The sequence below is a fragment of the Streptomyces sp. NPDC045778 genome (assembly GCF_056431945.1).
Map to the genome: position 1 here is coordinate 158,164 of NZ_JBWKJZ010000002.1, position 19,746 is coordinate 177,909.

General features: G+C 72.3%; 13 protein-coding genes. 7 read left to right on the forward strand and 6 right to left on the reverse strand.

The features are described from left to right. The first annotated feature begins 67 nt into the window (after positions 1-67). The 4 genes from AC07GB_RS03455 (at position 68) to AC07GB_RS03470 (ending at position 3,977) form a co-directional block, all read left to right on the forward strand. Positions 68-1,024, forward strand: a complete 957-nt coding sequence (locus AC07GB_RS03455; RefSeq protein ID WP_478841762.1) for a MerR family transcriptional regulator — start codon at positions 68-70, stop codon at positions 1,022-1,024. A gap of 497 nt (positions 1,025-1,521) precedes the next feature. Further along, the gene (locus AC07GB_RS03460; protein WP_478841763.1) at positions 1,522-1,968 is read left to right on the forward strand and encodes a hypothetical protein; all 447 of its coding nucleotides are present in this window, start codon (positions 1,522-1,524) and stop codon (positions 1,966-1,968) included. Between the two features lie 104 nt (positions 1,969-2,072). Continuing rightward, positions 2,073-2,975: an LLM class flavin-dependent oxidoreductase gene (locus AC07GB_RS03465; RefSeq protein ID WP_478841535.1), complete on the forward strand. Its 903-nt coding sequence runs from the start codon at positions 2,073-2,075 to the stop codon at positions 2,973-2,975. 123 nt (positions 2,976-3,098) lie between these two features. Then, a complete protein-coding gene (locus AC07GB_RS03470; protein WP_478841536.1) occupies positions 3,099-3,977 on the forward strand; it encodes a Cof-type HAD-IIB family hydrolase in 879 nt (292 codons plus the stop codon). Positions 3,978-4,038: 61 nt separating this feature from the next. Here the strand turns inward: AC07GB_RS03470 and AC07GB_RS03475 are convergent, their stop codons facing one another. The 6 genes from AC07GB_RS03475 to hisC form a co-directional block, all read right to left on the reverse strand. Continuing rightward, positions 4,039-5,079: a M23 family metallopeptidase gene (locus AC07GB_RS03475; RefSeq protein ID WP_478841537.1), complete on the reverse strand. Its 1,041-nt coding sequence runs from the start codon at positions 5,077-5,079 to the stop codon at positions 4,039-4,041. A gap of 380 nt (positions 5,080-5,459) precedes the next feature. Then, complete coding sequence (locus AC07GB_RS03480) at positions 5,460-7,112, reverse strand: sensor histidine kinase (protein WP_478841538.1); 1,653 nt, start codon at positions 7,110-7,112, stop codon at positions 5,460-5,462. 333 nt (positions 7,113-7,445) lie between these two features. Further along, positions 7,446-11,027: a thiol reductant ABC exporter subunit CydD gene (cydD, locus tag AC07GB_RS03485; RefSeq protein ID WP_478841539.1), complete on the reverse strand. Its 3,582-nt coding sequence runs from the start codon at positions 11,025-11,027 to the stop codon at positions 7,446-7,448. Positions 11,028-11,083: 56 nt separating this feature from the next. Further along, positions 11,084-12,103, reverse strand: a complete 1,020-nt coding sequence (gene cydB, locus AC07GB_RS03490; protein WP_478841540.1) for a cytochrome d ubiquinol oxidase subunit II — start codon at positions 12,101-12,103, stop codon at positions 11,084-11,086. A gap of 14 nt (positions 12,104-12,117) precedes the next feature. Next, a complete protein-coding gene (locus AC07GB_RS03495) occupies positions 12,118-13,659 on the reverse strand; it encodes a cytochrome ubiquinol oxidase subunit I (protein ID WP_478841541.1) in 1,542 nt (513 codons plus the stop codon). A 481-nt stretch (positions 13,660-14,140) separates the two neighbouring features. After that, the gene (hisC, locus tag AC07GB_RS03500) at positions 14,141-15,220 is read right to left on the reverse strand and encodes a histidinol-phosphate transaminase (protein ID WP_478841542.1); all 1,080 of its coding nucleotides are present in this window, start codon (positions 15,218-15,220) and stop codon (positions 14,141-14,143) included. Positions 15,221-15,670: 450 nt separating this feature from the next. Between hisC and AC07GB_RS03505 the strand changes: the two genes are divergently transcribed. From AC07GB_RS03505 to AC07GB_RS03515, 3 genes are all read left to right on the forward strand, one after another. Continuing rightward, positions 15,671-16,792: a LacI family DNA-binding transcriptional regulator gene (locus AC07GB_RS03505; RefSeq protein WP_478841543.1), complete on the forward strand. Its 1,122-nt coding sequence runs from the start codon at positions 15,671-15,673 to the stop codon at positions 16,790-16,792. 712 nt (positions 16,793-17,504) lie between these two features. Further along, on the forward strand, positions 17,505-18,515 hold the full coding sequence (locus AC07GB_RS03510) for a metallophosphoesterase (protein ID WP_478841764.1): 1,011 nt from the start codon (positions 17,505-17,507) through the stop codon (positions 18,513-18,515). Positions 18,516-18,707: 192 nt separating this feature from the next. Then, entirely contained in the window at positions 18,708-19,586 is an 879-nt protein-coding gene (locus tag AC07GB_RS03515) for a hypothetical protein (RefSeq protein WP_478841544.1), read from the forward strand. Positions 19,587-19,746 lie beyond the last annotated feature (160 nt).

The following is a 19,746-nucleotide window of genomic DNA, read 5'->3' on the forward strand; positions in this document are numbered from 1 at the left end:
GGCGCCGGAGGCGACCCGGGCGGCGTCGGCCGGCACGCCCGGGGCCGCGTCGGCGGGCACGCCCTGGGTGGAGCCGCCGGGCGCTCCCCGGGTGGAGTACCGCATAGAGGACCTCGCGCACCACAGCGGAGCCACCGTGCGCACCATCCGGGCCTACCAGGACCGCGGCCTGCTCCCCCGGCCCGAGCGGCGCGGGCGGTCCAATGTGTACGGCGACGCCCACCTGGCGCGGCTGCGGCAGATCACCGACCTGCTCGACCGGGGTTACACCCTGGCCTCCATCAAGGAGCTGCTCGAAGCCTGGGACGCGGGCCGGGGCCTCGGTGGTGTCCTCGGCCTGGTCGCCGAGGTCGACGGACCGTGGACGGACGAGAAGGCCGACCGGATCACCCGGGAGGAGCTGGAAGCGGCGTTCGGCGGCACTCCGGACGACGCGGCGGTCGCGGACGCCGTGGCGCTCGGCGTACTGGAGCCGCTGCCCGGGTCGGACGACGAGTTCCTGGTGCCGAGTCCGCAAGAGCTTGCGGTGGCAGCCGAGTTGCACGCGGCGGGGGTTCCGCTGTCGGCGATCGCCGGTCATTTGCGGGAGTTGCGGGGGCAGGTCGAGCACATAGCGGCGCGTTTCCTGGAGTTCACGAATGAGCACGTGTTCGCGCGGTACCTGGGAAACCATCCGCCGAGCGAGGCGGACGCGGCCGAGGCGGCCTCTCTCATCCGTCGGCTGAGGCCGCTGGCGCAGAAGTCGGTCGACGCGGAACTGGCCCGTGCCATGCGGCTGTTCGCCACGCGGCACCTCCGACGTCACTTGGCGGCGGAGGAGCCGCCTGACCGGCGCGACGAGACGCAGTACGTGGCACTGCCCGCCAGCACGATGGACGCCATCCAGGCCCTGGTTGGGCAGGAGAACGTGGCGGCGTTCATCACCGCGGCGTCCGAACGCGAGTTGCACAGCAGGACATTGGACGCGCTGGCGACAAATAGGGGTAATCCCGGCGGAGTTCACCAAACACCGCCTTCTGCTTGAGATTTGTCCACAGAATTTCCAAGTGGCCTGTGGATAACCACACTTGTCTGTGGATCAAACGTCGAAAGCTGAATTCCTCCGTGAAAGGTCGATGGCAGAAAACCGAGTGCGTGGAGAACGGCGGGGCCGCGACGCTGATGAGATGAAAGAACGAAAAGGTCCGGGAGGACTGCCCCTGGACGGGCAGACCCCGGCCAAGGTGCCCCCCCGGGGGCAGAGGAACGGCAAAGGTGTCTCCCGACGACCGGCGCGCCGTGAAGACGCCTGCCGACCGGCGCGCTGTGGAGGCAGCCTCGGATGACCGGCGGGTGGTGGGGGCACCGCCGGGCGAGCAGCGCACCGTGGAGGCGCCCCTGGACGAACGGCACGACGTGAAGGCTCTCCCGGACGACCGGCGCACCGTGGAGGCGCCGCCCGCCCGGGGCGACGGGGCGGTCCGGGCCGACAGGGCACCGCGCCTCCGCACGCCGGGCCCCGACCGGGCAGGATCGATGGGTATGGAGCATCTGCACAGCACCGAGGCCGCCGTGAGGGCGCTGCGGGAGATAGCCCGCGAGTACGCCCTCGAGATCGAGGTCGGCCACGACGTAGGCGCCGACATGACCTCCCGGCGCACGGCGGCCGGAGTCGCCGTGACCACCGACGCGGACGGCTCGCTGCCGCACGAGGCGTTCGTGGAGTTCGGCGGGTCCCCACGGGTGTCCGTGCGGCTCTACCCGGACGACGACGCCCTGATCGACGTCGACGGCGTCGAGTGCCACGACGTGCCGCGCGACCACGTGCCGCCCTTCCTGCGGTCCGTCTTCGGTGGCCTCGCGTACGTCAAGGGACGGCGCTTCCCGCCCGGCTACTGGCTGATCGTGCCGCTGCCCGGGGACGAGACGTACAAGGAGCTGATCCCCATGATCTCGCTCACTCCCTGGCTCAGCGGAAAGGTCCGCTGACGGCGGGGCCCGAGGCGAAGTGCCTGGCAGCGGCCGTGGGCGGGCCCGCGCGGGCACCCGGGCCGCGGGCCGGGGCCGTCCCGGGCCGCCGTACGCTCGATCGCATGAGTCTGCGTCTGAGCACCGTGATCCTGCCCGTACGCCGCTGGCACGAGGGCGGCAAGGAGCGCTGGCAGCGCGCTGAGGAGCTGGGCTTCCACACCGCGTACACCTACGACCACCTCTCCTGGCGGACCTTCCGCGACGGGCCGTGGTTCGGCGCGGTGCCCACGCTGACCGCCGCCGCGGCCGCCACCGAGCGCATACGCCTGGGCACGCTCGTGACCTCGCCGAACTTCCGGCACCCGGTCACGCTCGCCAAGGAGCTGATCACGCTGGACGACGTGTCGAACGGACGGATCACCCTGGGCATCGGCGCGGGCGGCAACGGCTTCGACGCCACCGCGCTGCGCCGCGCCGACGAGGAGCCCTGGACACCCCGTGAACGCGCGGACCACTTCGGAGAGTTCCTGCCGCTGCTCGACCGGCTGCTCACCGAAGACGCGGTCACCTACGAGGGCGAGCGCTACGCGGCGCACGAGGCGCGGAACATCCCGGGCTGCGTGCAGCGCCCCCGGCTGCCGTTCGCGGTGGCCGCGACGGGTCCGCGCGGCCTGCGGCTCGCCGCCCGGTACGGCCAGGCGTGGGTGACCACCGGCGACCCGAAGATCTCCGCGACCGGTACCCCCGAGGAGTCCCTGGAGGCCATCCGCGGCCAGGTCGACCGCCTCGGCGCCGCCTGCGAGCAGACCGGCCGCGACGCCGGCGAGCTGGACAAGATCCTGCTCACCGGCTTCACGCCGGACCGGCCGCTGGAGTCCTTCGACGCGTTCGTGGAGTTCGCGGGCAAGCACGCCGCGCTCGGCTTCGACGAGATCGTGCTGCACTGGCCGCTGCCGGACACGGACTTCGCCGCGGACGAGAAGCTCTTCGAGCGCATCGCGACGGAGGCACTGGCGCAGCTGTAGCCGCCGGCGGCGGGGGCTCGTCCGCGGTAGCCCGGGGTACGGGCGGGGCGTGCGGGGGCGCGTTGTACTCAAATGTGCGCCCCGCCACACACCCGTGCGCGCATATGCGGGACAATCGCCTGTGTGACCTCAGCTACCGCCCGGCCCCGGACCCCGGCCCCTTCCGTCCCGCCCCGGCTGATCGCCACGGACCTGGACGGCACGCTGCTGCGTGACGACAAGTCCGTGTCCGAGCGCACGGTCGCCGCGCTCGGAGCCGCCGAGACGGCCGGGATCGAGGTCTTCTTCGTGACCGGGCGCCCGGCCCGCTGGATGAACGTCGTCGCGGACCACGTGCACGGCCACGGCCTGGCGATCTGTGCGAACGGCGCGGCGGTCGTCGACCTCCACGGCGGCCCCGGCGCGCACCGCTTCACCAAGGTGCGGGGCCTGGCCGCGCCGAACGCCCTCGAGGTCGTCGAGCTGCTCCGCGCCGCCGCCCCCGGCACGTCCTTCGCCGTCGACCGCACGGGCGGCGTGCACCACGAGCCGCAGTACCCGCCGCTGCGCATGGACCCCGCGGGCAGCGTGGCACCCGCGGAGAAGCTCCTCATGACGGACGCCGCCTACGCCGACGAGCCCATCCTCAAGCTGCTCGCCCACCACCCCGAGATGGCGCCGGACGACTTCCTGGCCCTCGCGCGCGAGGTCGCCGGCGAGCAGGCCGAGATCACCCGCTCCAGCCCGACCGCCCTCCTGGAGATCAGCGCCCCCGGCGTGACCAAGGCGGGCACCCTCGCGCTGTGCTGCGCCGAGCGCGGCATCTCCCCCGCCGAGGTCGTCGCCTTCGGAGACATGCCGAACGACGTGGAGATGCTCACCTGGGCCGGAACGTCGTACGCGATGGGCAACGCCCACCTCGACGTGATCGCCGCCGCCTCGGGCCGCACGGTCGCCAACAACGAGGACGGCGTGGCGGTCGTCATCGAACGCATCCTGGCGGACCGCCTCTCCAGCCTGTAGAGGCCATCAGCCCGTAGAAACCCGCAGCCTGTAGAGGCCCATCAGCCCCCGTAGAAGCCCATCAGCCCGTAGAGGCCGATTCCAGGCTCACCCCGCGTTCGGCCAGCCACTTCGCCGGGTCCACACCCGAGCCGAGGTCCGGCGTGAGGCGGGCCTCGAAGTGCAGGTGCGGGCCGGTCGAGTTGCCGGTCGTGCCGGCCTGCCCGACCCACTGCCCGGCGCGGACCGCGTCCCCCTGGTCGACGGTCACGGCCGCCAGGTGCGCGTACTGCGTGTAGTAACCGTCCGGGTGGCGCACCACGACCTCGATGCCGAAGCCCCCGCCGCAGGCGACCCGCACCACGCGCCCCTCGCCCACCGCCCGCACCGGGGCGCCGATGTCGACGGCGAAGTCCTGCCCCGTGTGCCGCCGCGCCCACCGCTCGCCCGCGCTGTCGAATCCCGCGGACAGCTCGTACGTCTCCACGGGCGCCACCCACGCGCGCGTGGCAGTCGGTTCCGGCTGCTCCAGGCGGACGGCGCCCCGGCACTTGCCGGCCGCTACGGACGCGTCGGCCTCGCCCTGGAGGGTCCAGCGCGCGGACTCCAGCTTCGTCTCGATGTCCCGTTTCAGGCGTGCGAGGCGGGACGTGCGCCGGTCGAGGACGCCGCGCGCCCGTTCCGCCGACTGCTTGGCGGTCGTGAGCCGGGTGGCCGCACGCTGGGTCTTGGCGACGGCGTTGGTGACGGCGAGGTCCGCCTGGCCCAGGGCGCGCCTGCCGCGCAGCAGTTCGTCGGGGCTGTCCGCGAGCAGCAGCCGCGCGGTGAGCGGCAGTCCGCCGCCGGTGCGGTACTGGGCGCTGGCCAGCCGGCCGAGGTCCTCGTGCAGCACGGCTACCTGGTAGCGCTCCTCGGCGAGCAGCCGGTCCAGCTCCTCGACACGGCCGCGCTGCACCTCGGCGGCGCGACGCTCCGTCTCGTAGCGCTCGGTGGCCTTCGACGCCTCCTCGTAGAGACGGACCACCTCGGCGCTGACGTCCGACCCGTGAGGGCCGTCGTTCCCGTCGACCGCCACGGACGGCGGTGTCCCCAGGGCGATGAGCGCGCACAGCAGGACCGGCACGCTGACCAGGCGCTGGGGGCGACAGCGTCCACGAAGACGTCGCGAACGGCTCGGGCCGGCGGGACCGGCGGGACCAGCGGGGCGGGCGGGAGAGGCCGGAGGGGCCGAGCGGGTCGGACGGGCCGGGCAGGTCGGGCAGGTCGGGCAGGTCGGGCGGCTGGAGCGGGCACACATGACTCGGATCGTTGCCCCCACGCGCGCGTGGTGCCCGGCGGACTCGTACGCGCGAGGGCCGGGTGACCCGTACGGCGCACCCGCGTACCGCCGATCAGTGGCCGGTCGTACGACGCTCAACGTCCGCACCGGGTACGCGGCGAGAGCGCGGGCAGGGCCGCCGCCCGGGCAAGGAAGGCCGCCGACTCAGCGGCGGGCGCAAGGCCTCAGTGCGGTGCCTGCCACACCACGGTCGTGCCGCCGCCGTCCTCACCGATGCCCGGCCCGTACCAACTGGCACCACCCAGGGACTCGGCCCGCCGCTTGAGGTTCTTCAGGCCGCTGCGGCGGCCGCCCTCGGCGATGCCCACGCCGTCGTCGGCCACCGTCAGGCGCACCCCCTCGCGGCCGTCGGGCAGCACGAGGGTGGCGTCGACGACGACGTCGATGCGGCTGGCGCCCGCGTGCCGGAACGCGTTCGACAGGGCCTCGCGCAGGGCCGCGATGAGGTTCTTGCCGGTGAGTTCGCCCACGTCCGCGTCGACGGGCCCCAGGAAGCGGTGCGAGGGCTTGAAGCCGAGCGGAACGGCCGCCATGTTGATCTCGCGCAGGACCCTGGTCCGCAGCCCCGAAGGCGCCTCCGCGGGCCCCTGCTGGAGCGCGAAGATGGCGGTGCGGATCTCCTGGATGGTCACGTCCAGTTCGTCGACGGCCTTGCCGACGCCCCGCACCACCTCCGGCACCACGGACCGGCGCTGGGCGCTCTCCAGCATCATCCCCGTCGCGAAGAGCCGCTGGATGACCAGGTCGTGCAGGTCACGGGCGATGCGGTCACGGTCCTCGTACACCGCGAGCCGCTCCCGGTCGCGCTGCGCCTCGGCCATCATCAGGGCCAGCGCGGCCTGCGAGGCGAACTGGGTGGCGAGCGTCCGCTCCACCTCGGTGAACGGCCGCCCGCCACGCGCGCGTGGCGTGACGAGGGTCCCCAGGACCCGCCCGTCGCTCTGGAGGGGCAGCATCATCACGGGGCCGTACCCGCGCGCGAGGTCCGTCATGATGCGCGGGTCGGTGGCCGCGTCGTCGATGAACACCGCCTGCCCGTCGAGGAGGTCGGCGATGATGCGGCTCTCCGGGGGGACGGTCACGCCGAGCGCCCCGCTGGGCTCGTCCGAGGAGACGGCGACGATCTCCATGCCGCCCTCGTCGTCCGGGAGCAGCACGATCCCGGCCGCCGAGTCCGCCAGGTGCCGGGCCTGCTCCGCGACGACCGCGAGGGCGTCCTCCGCGTCGGAGCCCGAGAGCAGCGCCGTGGTGACCGCCACGGAGCCGTCGATCCACCGCTCGCGCTGCTTGGCGGCCTCGTACAGGCGGGCGTTGCCGATCGCGATGCCCGCCTCCGTGGCGAGGACCCGCACCATGTGCACGTCGTAGTCGTTGAACTCCGCGGCCTCGCCGGGTGCTGCCCCGACGCGCTTCTCCGTGAGGTAGAGGTTCCCGAAGATCTCGCCCTGGACGCGGATCGGCACACCCAGGAAGGTGCGCATCGGCGGGTGGTGGGCCGGGAACCCGCAGGAGCGCGGGTCGGTGGAGAGGTCGGCGAGGCACAGGGTCTCGGGCTGGTGGATGAGCGCGCCGAGGAGCCCGCGGTGGCCGTCGGGCAGGCGGCCGATGCGCTCGGCGGTGGCCTCGTCGATGCCGGAGTAGACGAAGTCCGAGAGCCCCTCGCCGTCCTCGGCCACGACGCCGATCGCGGCGTAGCGGGCGTTCGTCAGCTCGGCCGCGGTCTCGCAGATGCGGTCCAGGGTGGTGTGCAGCTCCAGGCCCGCCCCGACGGACCGCATGGCCTCCAGGAGCTGCGGTACGCGAGCGGTGAGTTCCATGGAGAGCCCCTGGAGACTGCGGCTGGCCCGCGCGGCGGCCTCGGCAGGGTCAGCCGGGGCGGCAGGGCCGGCGGGGCCTGGAGGGGCGCCGGGGCCTGGAGGGCCGACAGGGCCGAGCGCGTCAGCGGCCCCTCCGGACGGCCCCGCCCCGCTCCCGGCCACCTCTCCCGGGGCCGACGTGCCTTCGGGAGGCGGCGGCGCGGCGGAGGCCGGGGGGACGGACATGCCTTGAGCGTAGTTAGTCCGTTTTGCGGTGGCACGCCGAGGCGGCGGCGCCGACGGCCGTCACACCCGCCGCCCGCTCTCGGCCGCCGTCAGCGCCCTCAGCCACGCTCAGCCGCCCGCGTGCGTCAACAGGTCCGCCGCCTCCTCGCGCTCCCGCATCCGCCGCAGCGGCCCGTCGACGGCCACCAGCTCCTCGTACGTGCCGCGCTGCACGACCTCACCGGCTTCCAGGACGACCAGCTCGTCAACTTTGTCCAGTCCGGCGAGACGGTGCGTGATCAGCAGTGTCGTCCGCCCTTCGGTCGCCGCGAGCAGATCGGCGGTGAGGGCGTCGGCGGTCGGCAGGTCGAGGTGTTCGGCGGGTTCGTCGAGGACGAGGACTGGGAAGTCCGCGAGGAGCGCGCGGGCCAGCGCGAGCCGCTGTCGCTGGCCTCCGGAGAGGCGGGCCCCGTGCTCGCCGACGAGCGTGTCCAGACCGTCGGGCAGGGAGCGCACCCAGCCGTCGAGCCGGGCCCGCGCCAGGGCTCCGTACAGCTCGTCGTCGCTCGCCTCCCTGCGGGCGAGCAGCAGGTTCTCGCGGACGGAGCTGTCGAACACGTGCGCGTCCTGGGCGCACAGGCCGACCAGGCGCCGCACGGCGGCACCGTCGAGCCGGGAAGTGTCGGTGCCGCCGAGGATGTACGTCCCCTCGTACGCGCCGAGGAAGCGCAGCAGGACGTGGGCGAGCGTGGTCTTGCCGGAGCCGGAGGGGCCGACGACGGCGACGCGGCGGCCGCGTTCGATGGCCAGGGACACGCCCGCGAGCGCGTCCCGCTCCTGCCCCTCGTAGCGGACCCGCAGACCGTCGAGCCGCAGCGGGAAGGGAGAGCGCGGCGCCTGGGGCCCCTCGGGGACGCCCGTGGGCGCCGGGCCGGGGTCCGGCAGCGGGTCGGGCGCGTCCAGGACCTCGTGGACCCGCTCGGCGCTCTTCTTGACGCGCTGGCGGTACTGCACGGCCAGCGGCAGCCCCGTCACGGCCTCGAACGCGGCGAGGGGCGTCAGGACGACCACGGCGAGCGCGACGCCGCTGAGCCGCCCGTCGTGCACGCCCTGCACGCCCACGACCGCGGCGGCGGCCACGGTGAGGCCCGTCGCGAGCGCGCCGAGACCGTCGCCGAGCGCGGTGGCGCCCGCCGTCCGTGACGCGATCCGGGTCAGCTCCGCGTCGGCGTCCCGGACGTGCGCGGTACGGCGCCGCAGCGCGCCCGCGACCGTCAACTCGGCCGTGCCCGTGAGCAGATCGGCCACGCGGGTGGCGAGCACCCCGCGTGCGGGGGCCAGCTTCCGCTCCGCCCGGCGGGCCACGGCACCGCTCACCAGCGGCACCCCGACCCCGGCGACCAGCAGGCCGGCGGCGAGCACCGCGCCCGCCTCCGGCAGCAGCCAGGCGGTGAAGCCGACCGCCCCCGCGCTCACGACCGCGGCGGCACCCGCGGGCAGCAGCCAGCGCAGCCAGTAGTCCTGGAGGGCGTCCACGTCGGCGACGAGCCGGGACAGGAGGTCGCCACGGCGCGTCCCGCGCAGGCCCGCGGGCGCGAGGCGTTCGAGGCGCCGGAACACGGTGACCCGCATGTCGGCCAGCATCCGCAGCACCGCGTCGTGCGACACCAGGCGCTCGGCGTAGCGGAAGCAGGCGCGCCCGATGCCGAAGGCGCGGGTCGCCGTGACGGCGATCATCAGGTACATCACGGGCGGCTGCTCCGAAGCCCGCGAGATCAGCCACCCGGAGGTGGCCATGAGGCCCACGGCACTGCCGAGGGCGAGGCTGCCGAGCAGCAGGGCCAGGCCAAGGCGCCCCCTGCGGGGACGCGCCACGGCCCGTACGCGCGCGAGGACGCCCTTCACGCGGGAGTCCTCCCACCCGTCCGGCTGCTCACCGGGCCCCGTGGCGGCGGCGCCGGGCGTGCCGTCGTTGGCGGTCGTGCCGCGCGGCGGGAGGAGTCCTCCCGGCTCGGGCGAAACCGAGGGCTCGGGGGTGGGTGAGCACGACGCCTCCCGCTGACCCGCCGTTTCGGAGGCCCCCACCCGCACCACCCGGTCCGCGACCGCCAGCAGCGCGGGCCGGTGCACGACCAGCACCACGGTCCGCCCCACCGCCAACCGCCGGACCGCCTCCACCACGCCTGCCTCGGTCGCCCCGTCCAGGGCGGCGGTCGGCTCGTCGAGCAGCACCACGGGCCGGTCCGCGAGGAACGCCCGCGCGAGGGCGACCCGCTGTCGCTGCCCGGCGGAGAGCCCGGCCCCGTCCTCGCCCAGGGCGGTCTCCGCCCCCAGCGGCAGGGCGTCCACGAACTCCAGCGCCCCGGCCGCGCGCAAGGCGTCCCGCACGGCCTTGTCGTCCGCGTCCGGCCGCGCGAGCCGTACGTTGTCGGCGATGGAGCCCGCGAAGAGGTGCGGCCGCTGCGGCACCCACGCCACCCGCTCCCGCCACCGCTCCAGGGAGACGTCCGCCAAGTCCGCGTCGCCGATGCGCACCCGCCCGGCGGTGGGCTCGACGAAACCGAGCAGCACGTTCAGCAGGGTCGACTTGCCGGAGCCGCTGGGTCCGACCAGGGCGACGGTCTCCCCGCGCCCGACGGTGAACGAGACCCCGCTGACGGCGTCCGCGGCCCGCCCCGGGTAGCGGACGGACAGGCCCTCCACGCTCAGCGGGCCCTCAGGCACCGGCCCGCTCCCCCCGGTCGGAACCGGCGTCTCCAGGACCTCGAAGATCTCCTCCGCCGCGGCGAGCCCCTCCGCCGCCGCGTGGTACCGCGCGCCGACCTGCCGCAGCGGCAAGTACGCCTCGGGCGCGAGGATCAGGACGACCAGGCCGTCGTACAGCGCCATGTCACCGTGCACGAGCCGCATGCCGATGGTGACGGCCACCAGGGCCACGGAGATGGTGGCGAGCAGTTCCAGGGCGAACGACGACAGGAACGCGATGCGCAGCGTCCGCATGGTCGCCTGCCGGTACTCCCCGGTGATCTTGCGGATCGCCTCCGCCTGCGCCTTGGCACGGCCGAACACCTTGAGGGTCGGCAGTCCCGCCACCACGTCGAGGAAGTGGCCCGAAAGACGGGAGAGGAGCCGCCACTGGCGGTCCATCCGGGCCTGGGTCGCCCAGCCGATCAGGACCATGAAGACCGGGATCAGCGGGAGCGTGCCGATGATGATCGCCGCCGACACCCAGTCCTCGGTGACCACGCGGGCGAGCACCGCCACCGGGACCACCACCGCGAGCCCCAGCTGCGGCAGATAGCGCGAGAAGTAGTCGTCGAGCGCGTCCACACCCCGGGTGGCCAGGTTGATCAGCGAGCCCGTCCGCTGGCCGGTCAGCCACCCGGGCCCCAGGGCCCCGGCCCGCTCGACGAGCCGGCCGCGCAGCTCCGACTTGACCGCCGCGCTGGCCCGGTGCGCGGCGAGTTCGGTCAGCCAGGCCACGATCCCCCGGCCCGTGGCGACCGCCGTGAGCAGCAGGATCGGGGTGCTCAACGCGCCGACCGAGAGCCCGCGCTGGAAGGAGCCCACCACGATCTCGGCAATGAGCATCGCCTGGGCCACGACGAGCCCCGCCCCGGCGAGACCGAGGACGACCACCGCGGCCAGGAAGAAGCGGGTGGCACGGGCGTACCGGAGCAGGCGCGGGTCGATCGGTTTCACGTGAAACACACCCTCCCAGGGACCGGGGAAGCAGGGCCAGTTGTCCCGGCGGACGCGGTCATGGACTAGTGGGCGCCGCCGACCGGCAGGTCGGGAGCGATGTGCTGCGTACCGATGCGCTTGCGGAACACCCAGTACGTCCACGACTGGTAGAGCAGCACCACGGGCGTCGCGATGCCCGCACACCAGGTCATGATCTTCAAGGTGTAGGGCGTCGACGAGGCGTTGGTGACCGTGAGGCTCCAGTCCTCGTTCAGCGACGACGGCATGACGTTCGGGAAGAGCGTCAGGAAGAGCATCGCGACGGCGGCGACGATCGTGACGCCGGACAAGGCGAATGACCAGCCCTCACGCCCGAGCTTGATCGCTCCGATGGCGGCCGCGAGGGCCACGACCGCGCCGATCATCGCGCCCAGGCTCTTGCCGTCACCGTTGTCGAGCTGCGTCCAGATGAGGAAGCCGAGCGCCAGCGCCGCCGTGACGAGCCCGAGCGCGACCGCGAGCTTGCGGGCCCGCATCCGGATGTCGCCCACCGTCTTGAGCGCCGTGAACACCGTGCCGTGGAAGGTGAAGAGCGTCAGCGTGACCAGGCCGCCGAGGATCGCGTACGGGTTGAGCAGGTCCCAGACGTTGCCCACGTATTCCTTCTGCGCGTCGATCTTCACGCCGCGCACGATGTTGCCGAAGGCCACACCCCACAGGAACGCCGGGAGCAGCGAGGTCCAGAAGATCGCGTGCTCCCAGTTGGTCTGCCAGCGCTCCTCGGGGCGCTTCGCCCGGTACTCGAAGGCGACACCGCGCACGATCAGGCAGAGCAGGATGAGCAGCAGCGGCAGATAGAAGCCGGAGAAGAGCGTCGCGTACCACTCGGGGAAGGCGGCGAAGGTGGCGCCGCCCGCCGAGAGCAGCCACACCTCGTTGCCGTCCCAGACGGGACCGATGGTGTTGATGAGCACCCGCTTCTCGGTCCGGTCACGGGCGAGCAGCTTGGTGAGGACCCCGACCCCGAAGTCGAAGCCTTCGAGGAAGAAGTAGCCGATCCACAGGACGGCGATCAGGACGAACCAGACGTCGTGCAGTTCCATGTGCGCCCAGCTCCTTAGTACGAGAAGGCCATGGGCCGGTCGGCGTCGGCGTCGGCATCCGTGCCGGTGCCGCCACCGGGCGGGCCGCCGATCTTGGTGGGCGGGTTGAGGTCGGCCTCGGTCAGCTCGGGCGGGCCCTTGCGGACGTACTTGAGCAGCAGCTTGACCTCGACGACGGCGAGGATCGCGTAGATGAGCGTGAAGACGATCAGCGAGGTGAGCACCTCACCCTGCGAGACCCCGGGGGATACGGCGTCCTCGGTCTTCAGGACGCCGTAGACGACCCAGGGCTGCCGGCCCGTCTCGGTGAAGATCCAGCCCCAGGCGGTGCCGATGAGCGGGAAGATCAGCGTCCACTGCGACAGGCGCCACCACCAGACGCCGAGCTTCGGCGCCAGCTCCTTGTTCTTGGTGAGCATCAGCTTCGGCACGTCCTCGTCGCCCGTACGGTGCTCCGGGGCGAGCCAGACCTTCCGCCTGGTGAGCCAGAGGCCGGCGGTGCACAGGGCCATGGAGACGCCACCGAAGCCGATCATCCAGCGGTAGGACCAGTAGGCGGTGGGGATGTTGGGCCGGTAGTCACCGGGGCCGAACTTGTCCTGCGCCTCCTTGTTGAGGTCGTTGATGCCGGGGATCTCCGCGCTGAAGTTGTTCTTGGCGAGGAAGGAGAGGACCCCGGGGATCTCTATGGCGACGTCGTTGTGACCCTTGGCCACGTCTCCGTAGGCGAACAGCGAGAACGGCGCCGGCTTCTCCGACTCCCACAGGGCCTCGGCGGCCGACATCTTCATCGGCTGCTGCTCGTACATGACCTTGCCGAGGGTGTCGGCGCTGATGACGGTGAGCAGGGTGCCGACGAACGCGGTGACCAGGCCGAGCCGCAGCGACATCCGCATCGTGCGGACGTGCCGCTTCTTGCGCAGGTGGAAGATGGCGATGCCGGTCATGAAGGCACCGCCGACCAGGATGGTCGCCGCGATGACGTGGAAGAAGTTGACGAGCGTCGTCTCCTGGAACAGCACCTTGGCGAAGTCGGTGAGTTCGGCGCGCTTCTTGCCGTCCCGCTCGGTGATCTTGTAGCCCACCGGGTGCTGCATGAAGGCGTTCGCGGCGATGATGAAGTAGGCCGAGAGGATGGTGCCGATCGACACCATCCAGATCGTCGCGCAGTGCAGTTTCTTCGGGAGCTTGTCCCAGCCGAAGATCCACAGGCCGATGAACGTCGACTCGAAGAAGAAGGCGATCAGGGCCTCGAAGGCCAGGGGAGCACCGAAGACGTCCCCGACGAACCGCGAGTAGTCGGACCAGTTCATGCCGAACTGGAACTCCTGCACGATGCCGGTGACGACGCCCATCGCGATGTTGATCAGGAACAGCTTGCCCCAAAACTTGGTGGCTCTGAGGTACTGCTCCTTGCCCGTCCGCACCCAGGCCGTCTCAAGGATCGCCGTGAGGGCGGCCAGGGAGATCGTCAGGGGGACGAAGAGGAAGTGGTAGACGGTGGTGATGCCGAACTGCCAACGCGCCAGTGTTTCCGGCGCCAGAGCCAGGTCCACGTCGACTTCTCCTTACATGCCGTCGCCATAGCGGCAGTTTGCCCCTTATGTCATAGACATCTCAGGAGCAAGCGGGACACGCTTGTGAACGCGTTCACATTCACAAGCATTATGTCGTACTGGCTGTCGAGGCTTGAAAGGGGGGTCCCGTTACTGCGGGGAACGGGGTAAGCCCCGCGATCACGGGTGGGGCCGTTCGGCCCTGCCACGGCGGTCGACAGGGGCCCTTCGGCCGCCGTACGGCCCTGTCGCGGCCCGCGCGGGGTCCCGCCGCCCACACGGCCGCCCCCACTGTGACCTGGGCGAATGCGGTCCGGCGCGTACGTGCGGGATCTCCGGCGGCAACAAGAACGCCCCGCGCGGACACGACGGTCCACGCGGGGCGTCAGGGCCGGACCGAACAGATCCGGCCGAAGGCCTACAGCTCCTTGCGGAACACCGGGGCCTCCTTACGGAACGCTCAGACCTCATTACGGAGCGCCTACAGCTCCTTGCGAAACGCCTCCGCCACCTTCAGGAAGATGTCGTTGGCCTCCACCTCACCGATCGTGACGCGAACGCCCTCGCCGGGGAACGGCCGCACGGTGACGCCGGCCTGCTCGCACACCCCGGCGAAGTCCACGGTCCGGTCACCGGTCCGCAGCCACACGAAGTTCGCCTGCGTGTCGGGCACCGTCCAGCCCTGCGTCCGCAGCCCCTCCAGGACGCGCGTGCGCTCGCCCACCAGCACGCCGACCCGGCCGAGCAGCTCGTCCTCCGCCCGCAGCGAGGCCACCGCCGCGTCCTGGGCGAGCTGGCTGACCCCGAAGGGCACCGCCGTCTTGCGCAGCGCGGCCGCCACCGGTTCGTGCGCGATCGCGAAGCCGACGCGCAGGCCCGCGAGGCCGTACGCCTTGGAGAAGGTCCGAAGCACACAGACGTTCGGCCGGTCGCGGTACAGCTCGACGCCGTCCGGGACCTCAGGATCCCGTACGAACTCCCGGTAGGCCTCGTCGAGCACCACCAGGATGTCGCTCGGCACCCGGTCGAGGAAGCGCTCGAGTTCGGCCTTGCGGACCGCGGTGCCGGTCGGGTTGTTGGGGTTGCAGACGAAGATCAGGCGGGTGCGGTCGGTGATGGCCGCCGCCATCGCGTCGAGGTCGTGCACGTCCCCGGAGGTCAGCGGCACCCGCACCGACGTGGCCCCGCTGATCTGCGTGATGATCGGGTACGCCTCGAAGGACCGCCAGGCGTAGATCACCTCGTCGCCGGGGCCCGACGTGGCCTGGACCAGCTGCTGGGCCACGCCGACGGAGCCGGTGCCCGTCGCGACGTGCGACACGGGCACCCCGAACCGGTCGGCCAGCTCGCTCATCAGGCCCGTACAGGCCATGTCCGGGTACCGGTTGAAGGACCGCACGGTCTCCATCGCGGTCTCGAGCACGCCCGGCAGCGGCGGGTAGGGGTTCTCGTTCGAGGACAGCTTGTACGCCTGCGGGCCCTCGGCCGCGGCGGGCTTGCCCGGCTTGTAGGTGGGAATGCCCTCCAACTCGGCACGCAGCCTGGGGCTCGTCTCGCTCACCGCGGTCCTCCTCGTGATCATCCGGTCTTCAATGATTCTCACCTTATGAGGATTCGCGGCCGCTGCGAATGCCCTGACGGTCTCAATCAGCGCGAACGCCGCCCCGGACGCCCCTTCCCGTGGGCCGCAAGGCCTGTCGCCCATGAGCCAGGGGGCGGCCCCCGGCTCACGCCTGCCGCGCACAAGCTGAGGGGGCGCCCCCCGCCAACGCGCGCGCCGGTGGCTCACTCCGTGGCGCGCATCGCCCGTGAAGGTGAGTTGAGACCTCTTCGAGACCTCGCTCATTTGGCAGGCCCCCGCACGACGACAAGGGGGCGATGCCGGGCCACACACCCAACTCCCTTACAATCCAAGGTCATTGGGGGATATTCACCATGCAGAATCGTGCCTGTCAACGGGTGAATATGCGCCCGCACTACCCACCCCCATGAGCCCTACTATCGGCTCGCCATGACAGCAGCAGGGAAGCACCAGGTGAGCCGAGCGGAGACCGCCCGCCGGGGCAACCGGCAGAGCCGAGCCGGCATCAGAGACGTCGCCGCCGCAGCCGGTGTCTCCATCACGACTGTCTCCGACGCACTCAACGGCAAAGGGCGACTGCCCGATGCCACTCGACGCCATGTCCGCGAGGTCGCCGACCGCCTCGGCTATCGCCCGTCGGCGGCCGCCCGAACACTCCGTACCGGCAAGTCGGGCCTCATCGGCCTGACCGTGACGACGTACGGGGATGAACCTTTCACCTTCACGGAGTTCGCCTACTTCGCGGAGATGGCGAGAGCCGCCACCTCCGCCGCCCTCGCCCGGGGCTACGCCCTGGTCATCCTGCCCGCGACCTCGCGCCGCAGCCCCGTCGACGTCTGGTCGAACGTGGCGCTCGACGGCACCGTCGTCGTCGACCCCTCCGACCACGACCCCGTGGTCAGCGAGCTGGTCCGGCAGGGCCTGCCGGTGGTCTCCGACGGCCGCCCGGCCGGCTCCCTGCCGGTCACGGCCTGGGTCGACAACGACCACGAGGCCGCGGTCCTGGAGATCCTGGAACACCTCGCCGAGGCCGGTGCCCGCCGCATCGGCCTGCTCACCGGCACCACCACGGACACGTACACCCATCTGTCCACCACCGCCTATCTGCGCTGGTGCGAGCGCGTCGGCCAGGACCCGGTGTACGAGTCCTACCCCGCGCACGACCCGTGCGCGGGCGCCGTCGCCGCCGACCGGCTGCTCGCCCGGCCCGACCGGCCCGACGCCGTCTACGGCCTGTTCGACCCGAACGGCACCGACCTGCTCGCCGCGGCGCGCCGCTACGGCCTGCGCGTACCGGACGACCTGCTGCTCGTCTGCTGTAGCGAATCGACCGTGTACGCCACCACCGAGCCGCCCATCACCACGCTCTCGCTGAAGCCGCGCCGCATCGGCACCGCCGTGGTCCAGCTGCTCATCGACGCCATCGAGGGCCTGGACACGGGCCGTCCCGTCGAGCAGGTGATACCGACGGAGCTGATCGTGCGCACCTCGTCCGAGCGACGCCCCCCGCGCACAACCGTCAGTCCGCCCCGCGCCCCCGGCCACGGCTGACCGCGCACGCTTCCGACCAGGGCCCGGGGCACCAGCCCCGGGCCCATGACCTGCGGGGAAACCTCGGGCCAATTCGGGAGAAAACCGTGGTGAAGTGGGTCTCCCCATCGATTCACCACCCCTGGTGCACCACACAGCGACAGCCGCATTCCTATGATGGGCGGACGACACCGCGGGCCGCTGCGACCAGGCAGTCCGATCCCGGTGCAGATGCGGCGCAATGGTGGTGGAGGGGTCGATGACTCAGGGGGCCGGTCAGGGACCCGAGGTGCGGACGGCGACGCTGCGCGACTTCCGCGTTCCCGCGTATGTGTACGAGGGCGTCCGCGAGACCGGCATCCAGGCTGCCGAGCGAGGCGAACAGGCCGCCGCAGAGCAGACCGCTGCCCAGCCTCAGCAGGCCGCTGCCCAGCAGGCCGCCGCGCAGCAGGCCGCCGCCCAGCAGGAGCAGGCCGCCCCGGCGCCCGCCGCCGGCCAGGGCCCCGGCCACGCCCCGGGGCAGTTCCCCGCCGGGCACGCCCCGCACGCCCCGCACGCCCCGCAGGCTCCCTCAGGGGCGCCGGGCGCCATCCCGCCGCGGGTTCCCGCCCAGCCGGGCGCCGGACGCCACGCGCACGCCCCCGAAGCCCAGGCGCACCCGGTGGCCGCGCACGCCCCCGAGGCGCAGGGGCACCCCGTCACCGCGCACACCTCCGAGCACCAGGGGCACCCCATGGCCACGCAGCCCCCCACGGCCGCGCTGGAGGCCATGTCCGCCCCCGCCCACCCCGGCGCCGCGGGCGACCTGCCCGACGGCTACACCCCCACCGAGCGCGACCTGCCCGTCATCAACCGCGGGGACACCGTGCGGGTCGAGGTGCGCGAGATGCCCGAGCCGCCGCCCGCGCCCAGCGCGGACGAGCTGGGTCCGCTCTACGTCGTCGGCGACGTCCATGGCTATCTGGACGAGCTGATCGCGGCGCTCCAGGCCGAGGGGCTCATCGACGCCGACCTCACCTGGTGCGCGGGCAACACCCGGCTGTGGTTCCTCGGTGACTTCACCGACCGCGGGCCCGACGGCATCGGCGTCATCGACCTCGTGATGCGCCTGTCTGCCGAGGCCGCCGCCGCGGGCGGCTACTGCAAGGCCCTCATGGGCAACCACGAACTGCTGCTCATCGGCGCCAAGCGCTTCGGCGACACCCCGGTCAACTCGGGCGCGGGCACCGCCACGTTCCAAGCCGCCTGGCTCCTGAACGGCGGGCAGAAGACCGACATGGAGCGCCTGGAGGACCACCACCTCCAGTGGATGGCCCGCCTCGACGCCATCGAGGAGGCGGACGGGCACCTGCTCGTGCACTCCGACACCACCGCCTACCTCGACTACGGCGACTCGATCGAAGAGGTCAACGACACCATCCGCGAGGCGCTGACGCGCAACGACGCGGACGAGTACTGGGACCTGTTCCGCAAGTTCACCAAGCGCTTCGCCTTCCGCGACGACTCCGGTCCGGCCGCCGTACGCGAGCTGCTCGGCGTCTACGGCGGCAGCCGCATCGTCCACGGCCACAGCCCCATCCCGTACCTCCTGGGCGAGGTCGGCTCCGAGTACGACGGGGACGACGACGGCCGCCCGGTCATCGAAGGCCCGCACGTCTACGCCGACGGCCTGGCCATCGCCATGGACGGCGGAGTGACCATGGCCGGAAAGCTACTGGTCTGCCAGCTGCCTCTGGCTAACTGAGCGTTCACCGGGCAAGGGCACGAGTAAGCGCGCCGTAACAGGATCTCCCTGGCCAGCGGGCCAATTCTGGAAACCCCCTGTCACCGCGTGCCGTCACGGCTCTACCATCGCTCTATCCGTAGCAGGCTCCCCTCCGTTTCTGCCCGACGGCTCGTGATCCTGCGAGCCCCAAGCCCTACGGAGCATCGGGGGATGCACATGAACAGCGCTCCACACCTGCTCAATGAGGACCGCCCCGAGTTCGCGCGGATCCTTGATGAGGCGCTGCGCACCGCACCGAACCGCCCGGAGCTGGCCGCGGTGGGCCAGCGACTCAACCCCGAGCAGCTGCGCACCATGGCTCTCAACGCCACCGCACTGATCACGGCCGCGGCAGCGACCGAATATCGCCAATATGTGAAGGTCCGTGAGGATCTGCGCGACTCCGGACGCTCCACCTCACCCTCGATCCGTGAAGGGAGCGGATCAAGCTCCACCCCGGCCGAATCCAGTTCCGGCGGCGTCAGCCTCGCCACGATGGGCGAGGTCACCGAGACCGCGGGGGCCGGAGCGGTCGCCGTGATCGCGGTACTCGCGCCGGTGCTCGCCGGAGCCGCCGCCGCGATCTTCCTTCTCGTCGGCTACATCCTGAAGATGCTCAACCCCGAGCCCGCCTTCGCGGACACCCTGCTCACCGCCGGGTGGCTGTTCGGCGCGCTCACAGCGGGCGCCATTCTGGTCGCCGCGGTCGGCCTGCTCCTGACCGCCCTGCGCAACGGCTCCACCTCCCTCCAGGCAGGCTCGCACGAAGAGCGGAACGCGGAGGTGGAACGGGCCAGGGAAGCCTGGGGCCGGGCACTCCTGGAGCGCGGCATCCTGCCGTTCCTGCGGGAGGCACTCGCGGACCCGGCCGGGCCGCCCGCACCCAGGGCGCCCTCGGCAGGACCGACCGGGCGCATGCCGCAACTCGGCTATCACAGGCCGGGATTCAGCAGCCCCGAGGGCGGCTCCACCACGGGCACCCGGCCGAGCTACTCCAGCCCGGACTTCTCCAGTCCGGACTACGGCGGCCCCGAGCACAAGCCCGAGTAACCCGACGGACGTCATCCGGTCGCCGGTCGGCGACGGGAGCGGCCCGGTCGCCCTCCGGCGACGGGGCCACTCCGGGACGGGCGCCGCCCCCCGCGCAGGGCGCGCCAGGCCCCCGCCCCGGCGCGCCAGGAGACCGCTCCGCCCTGCCCGTACGCGCTAC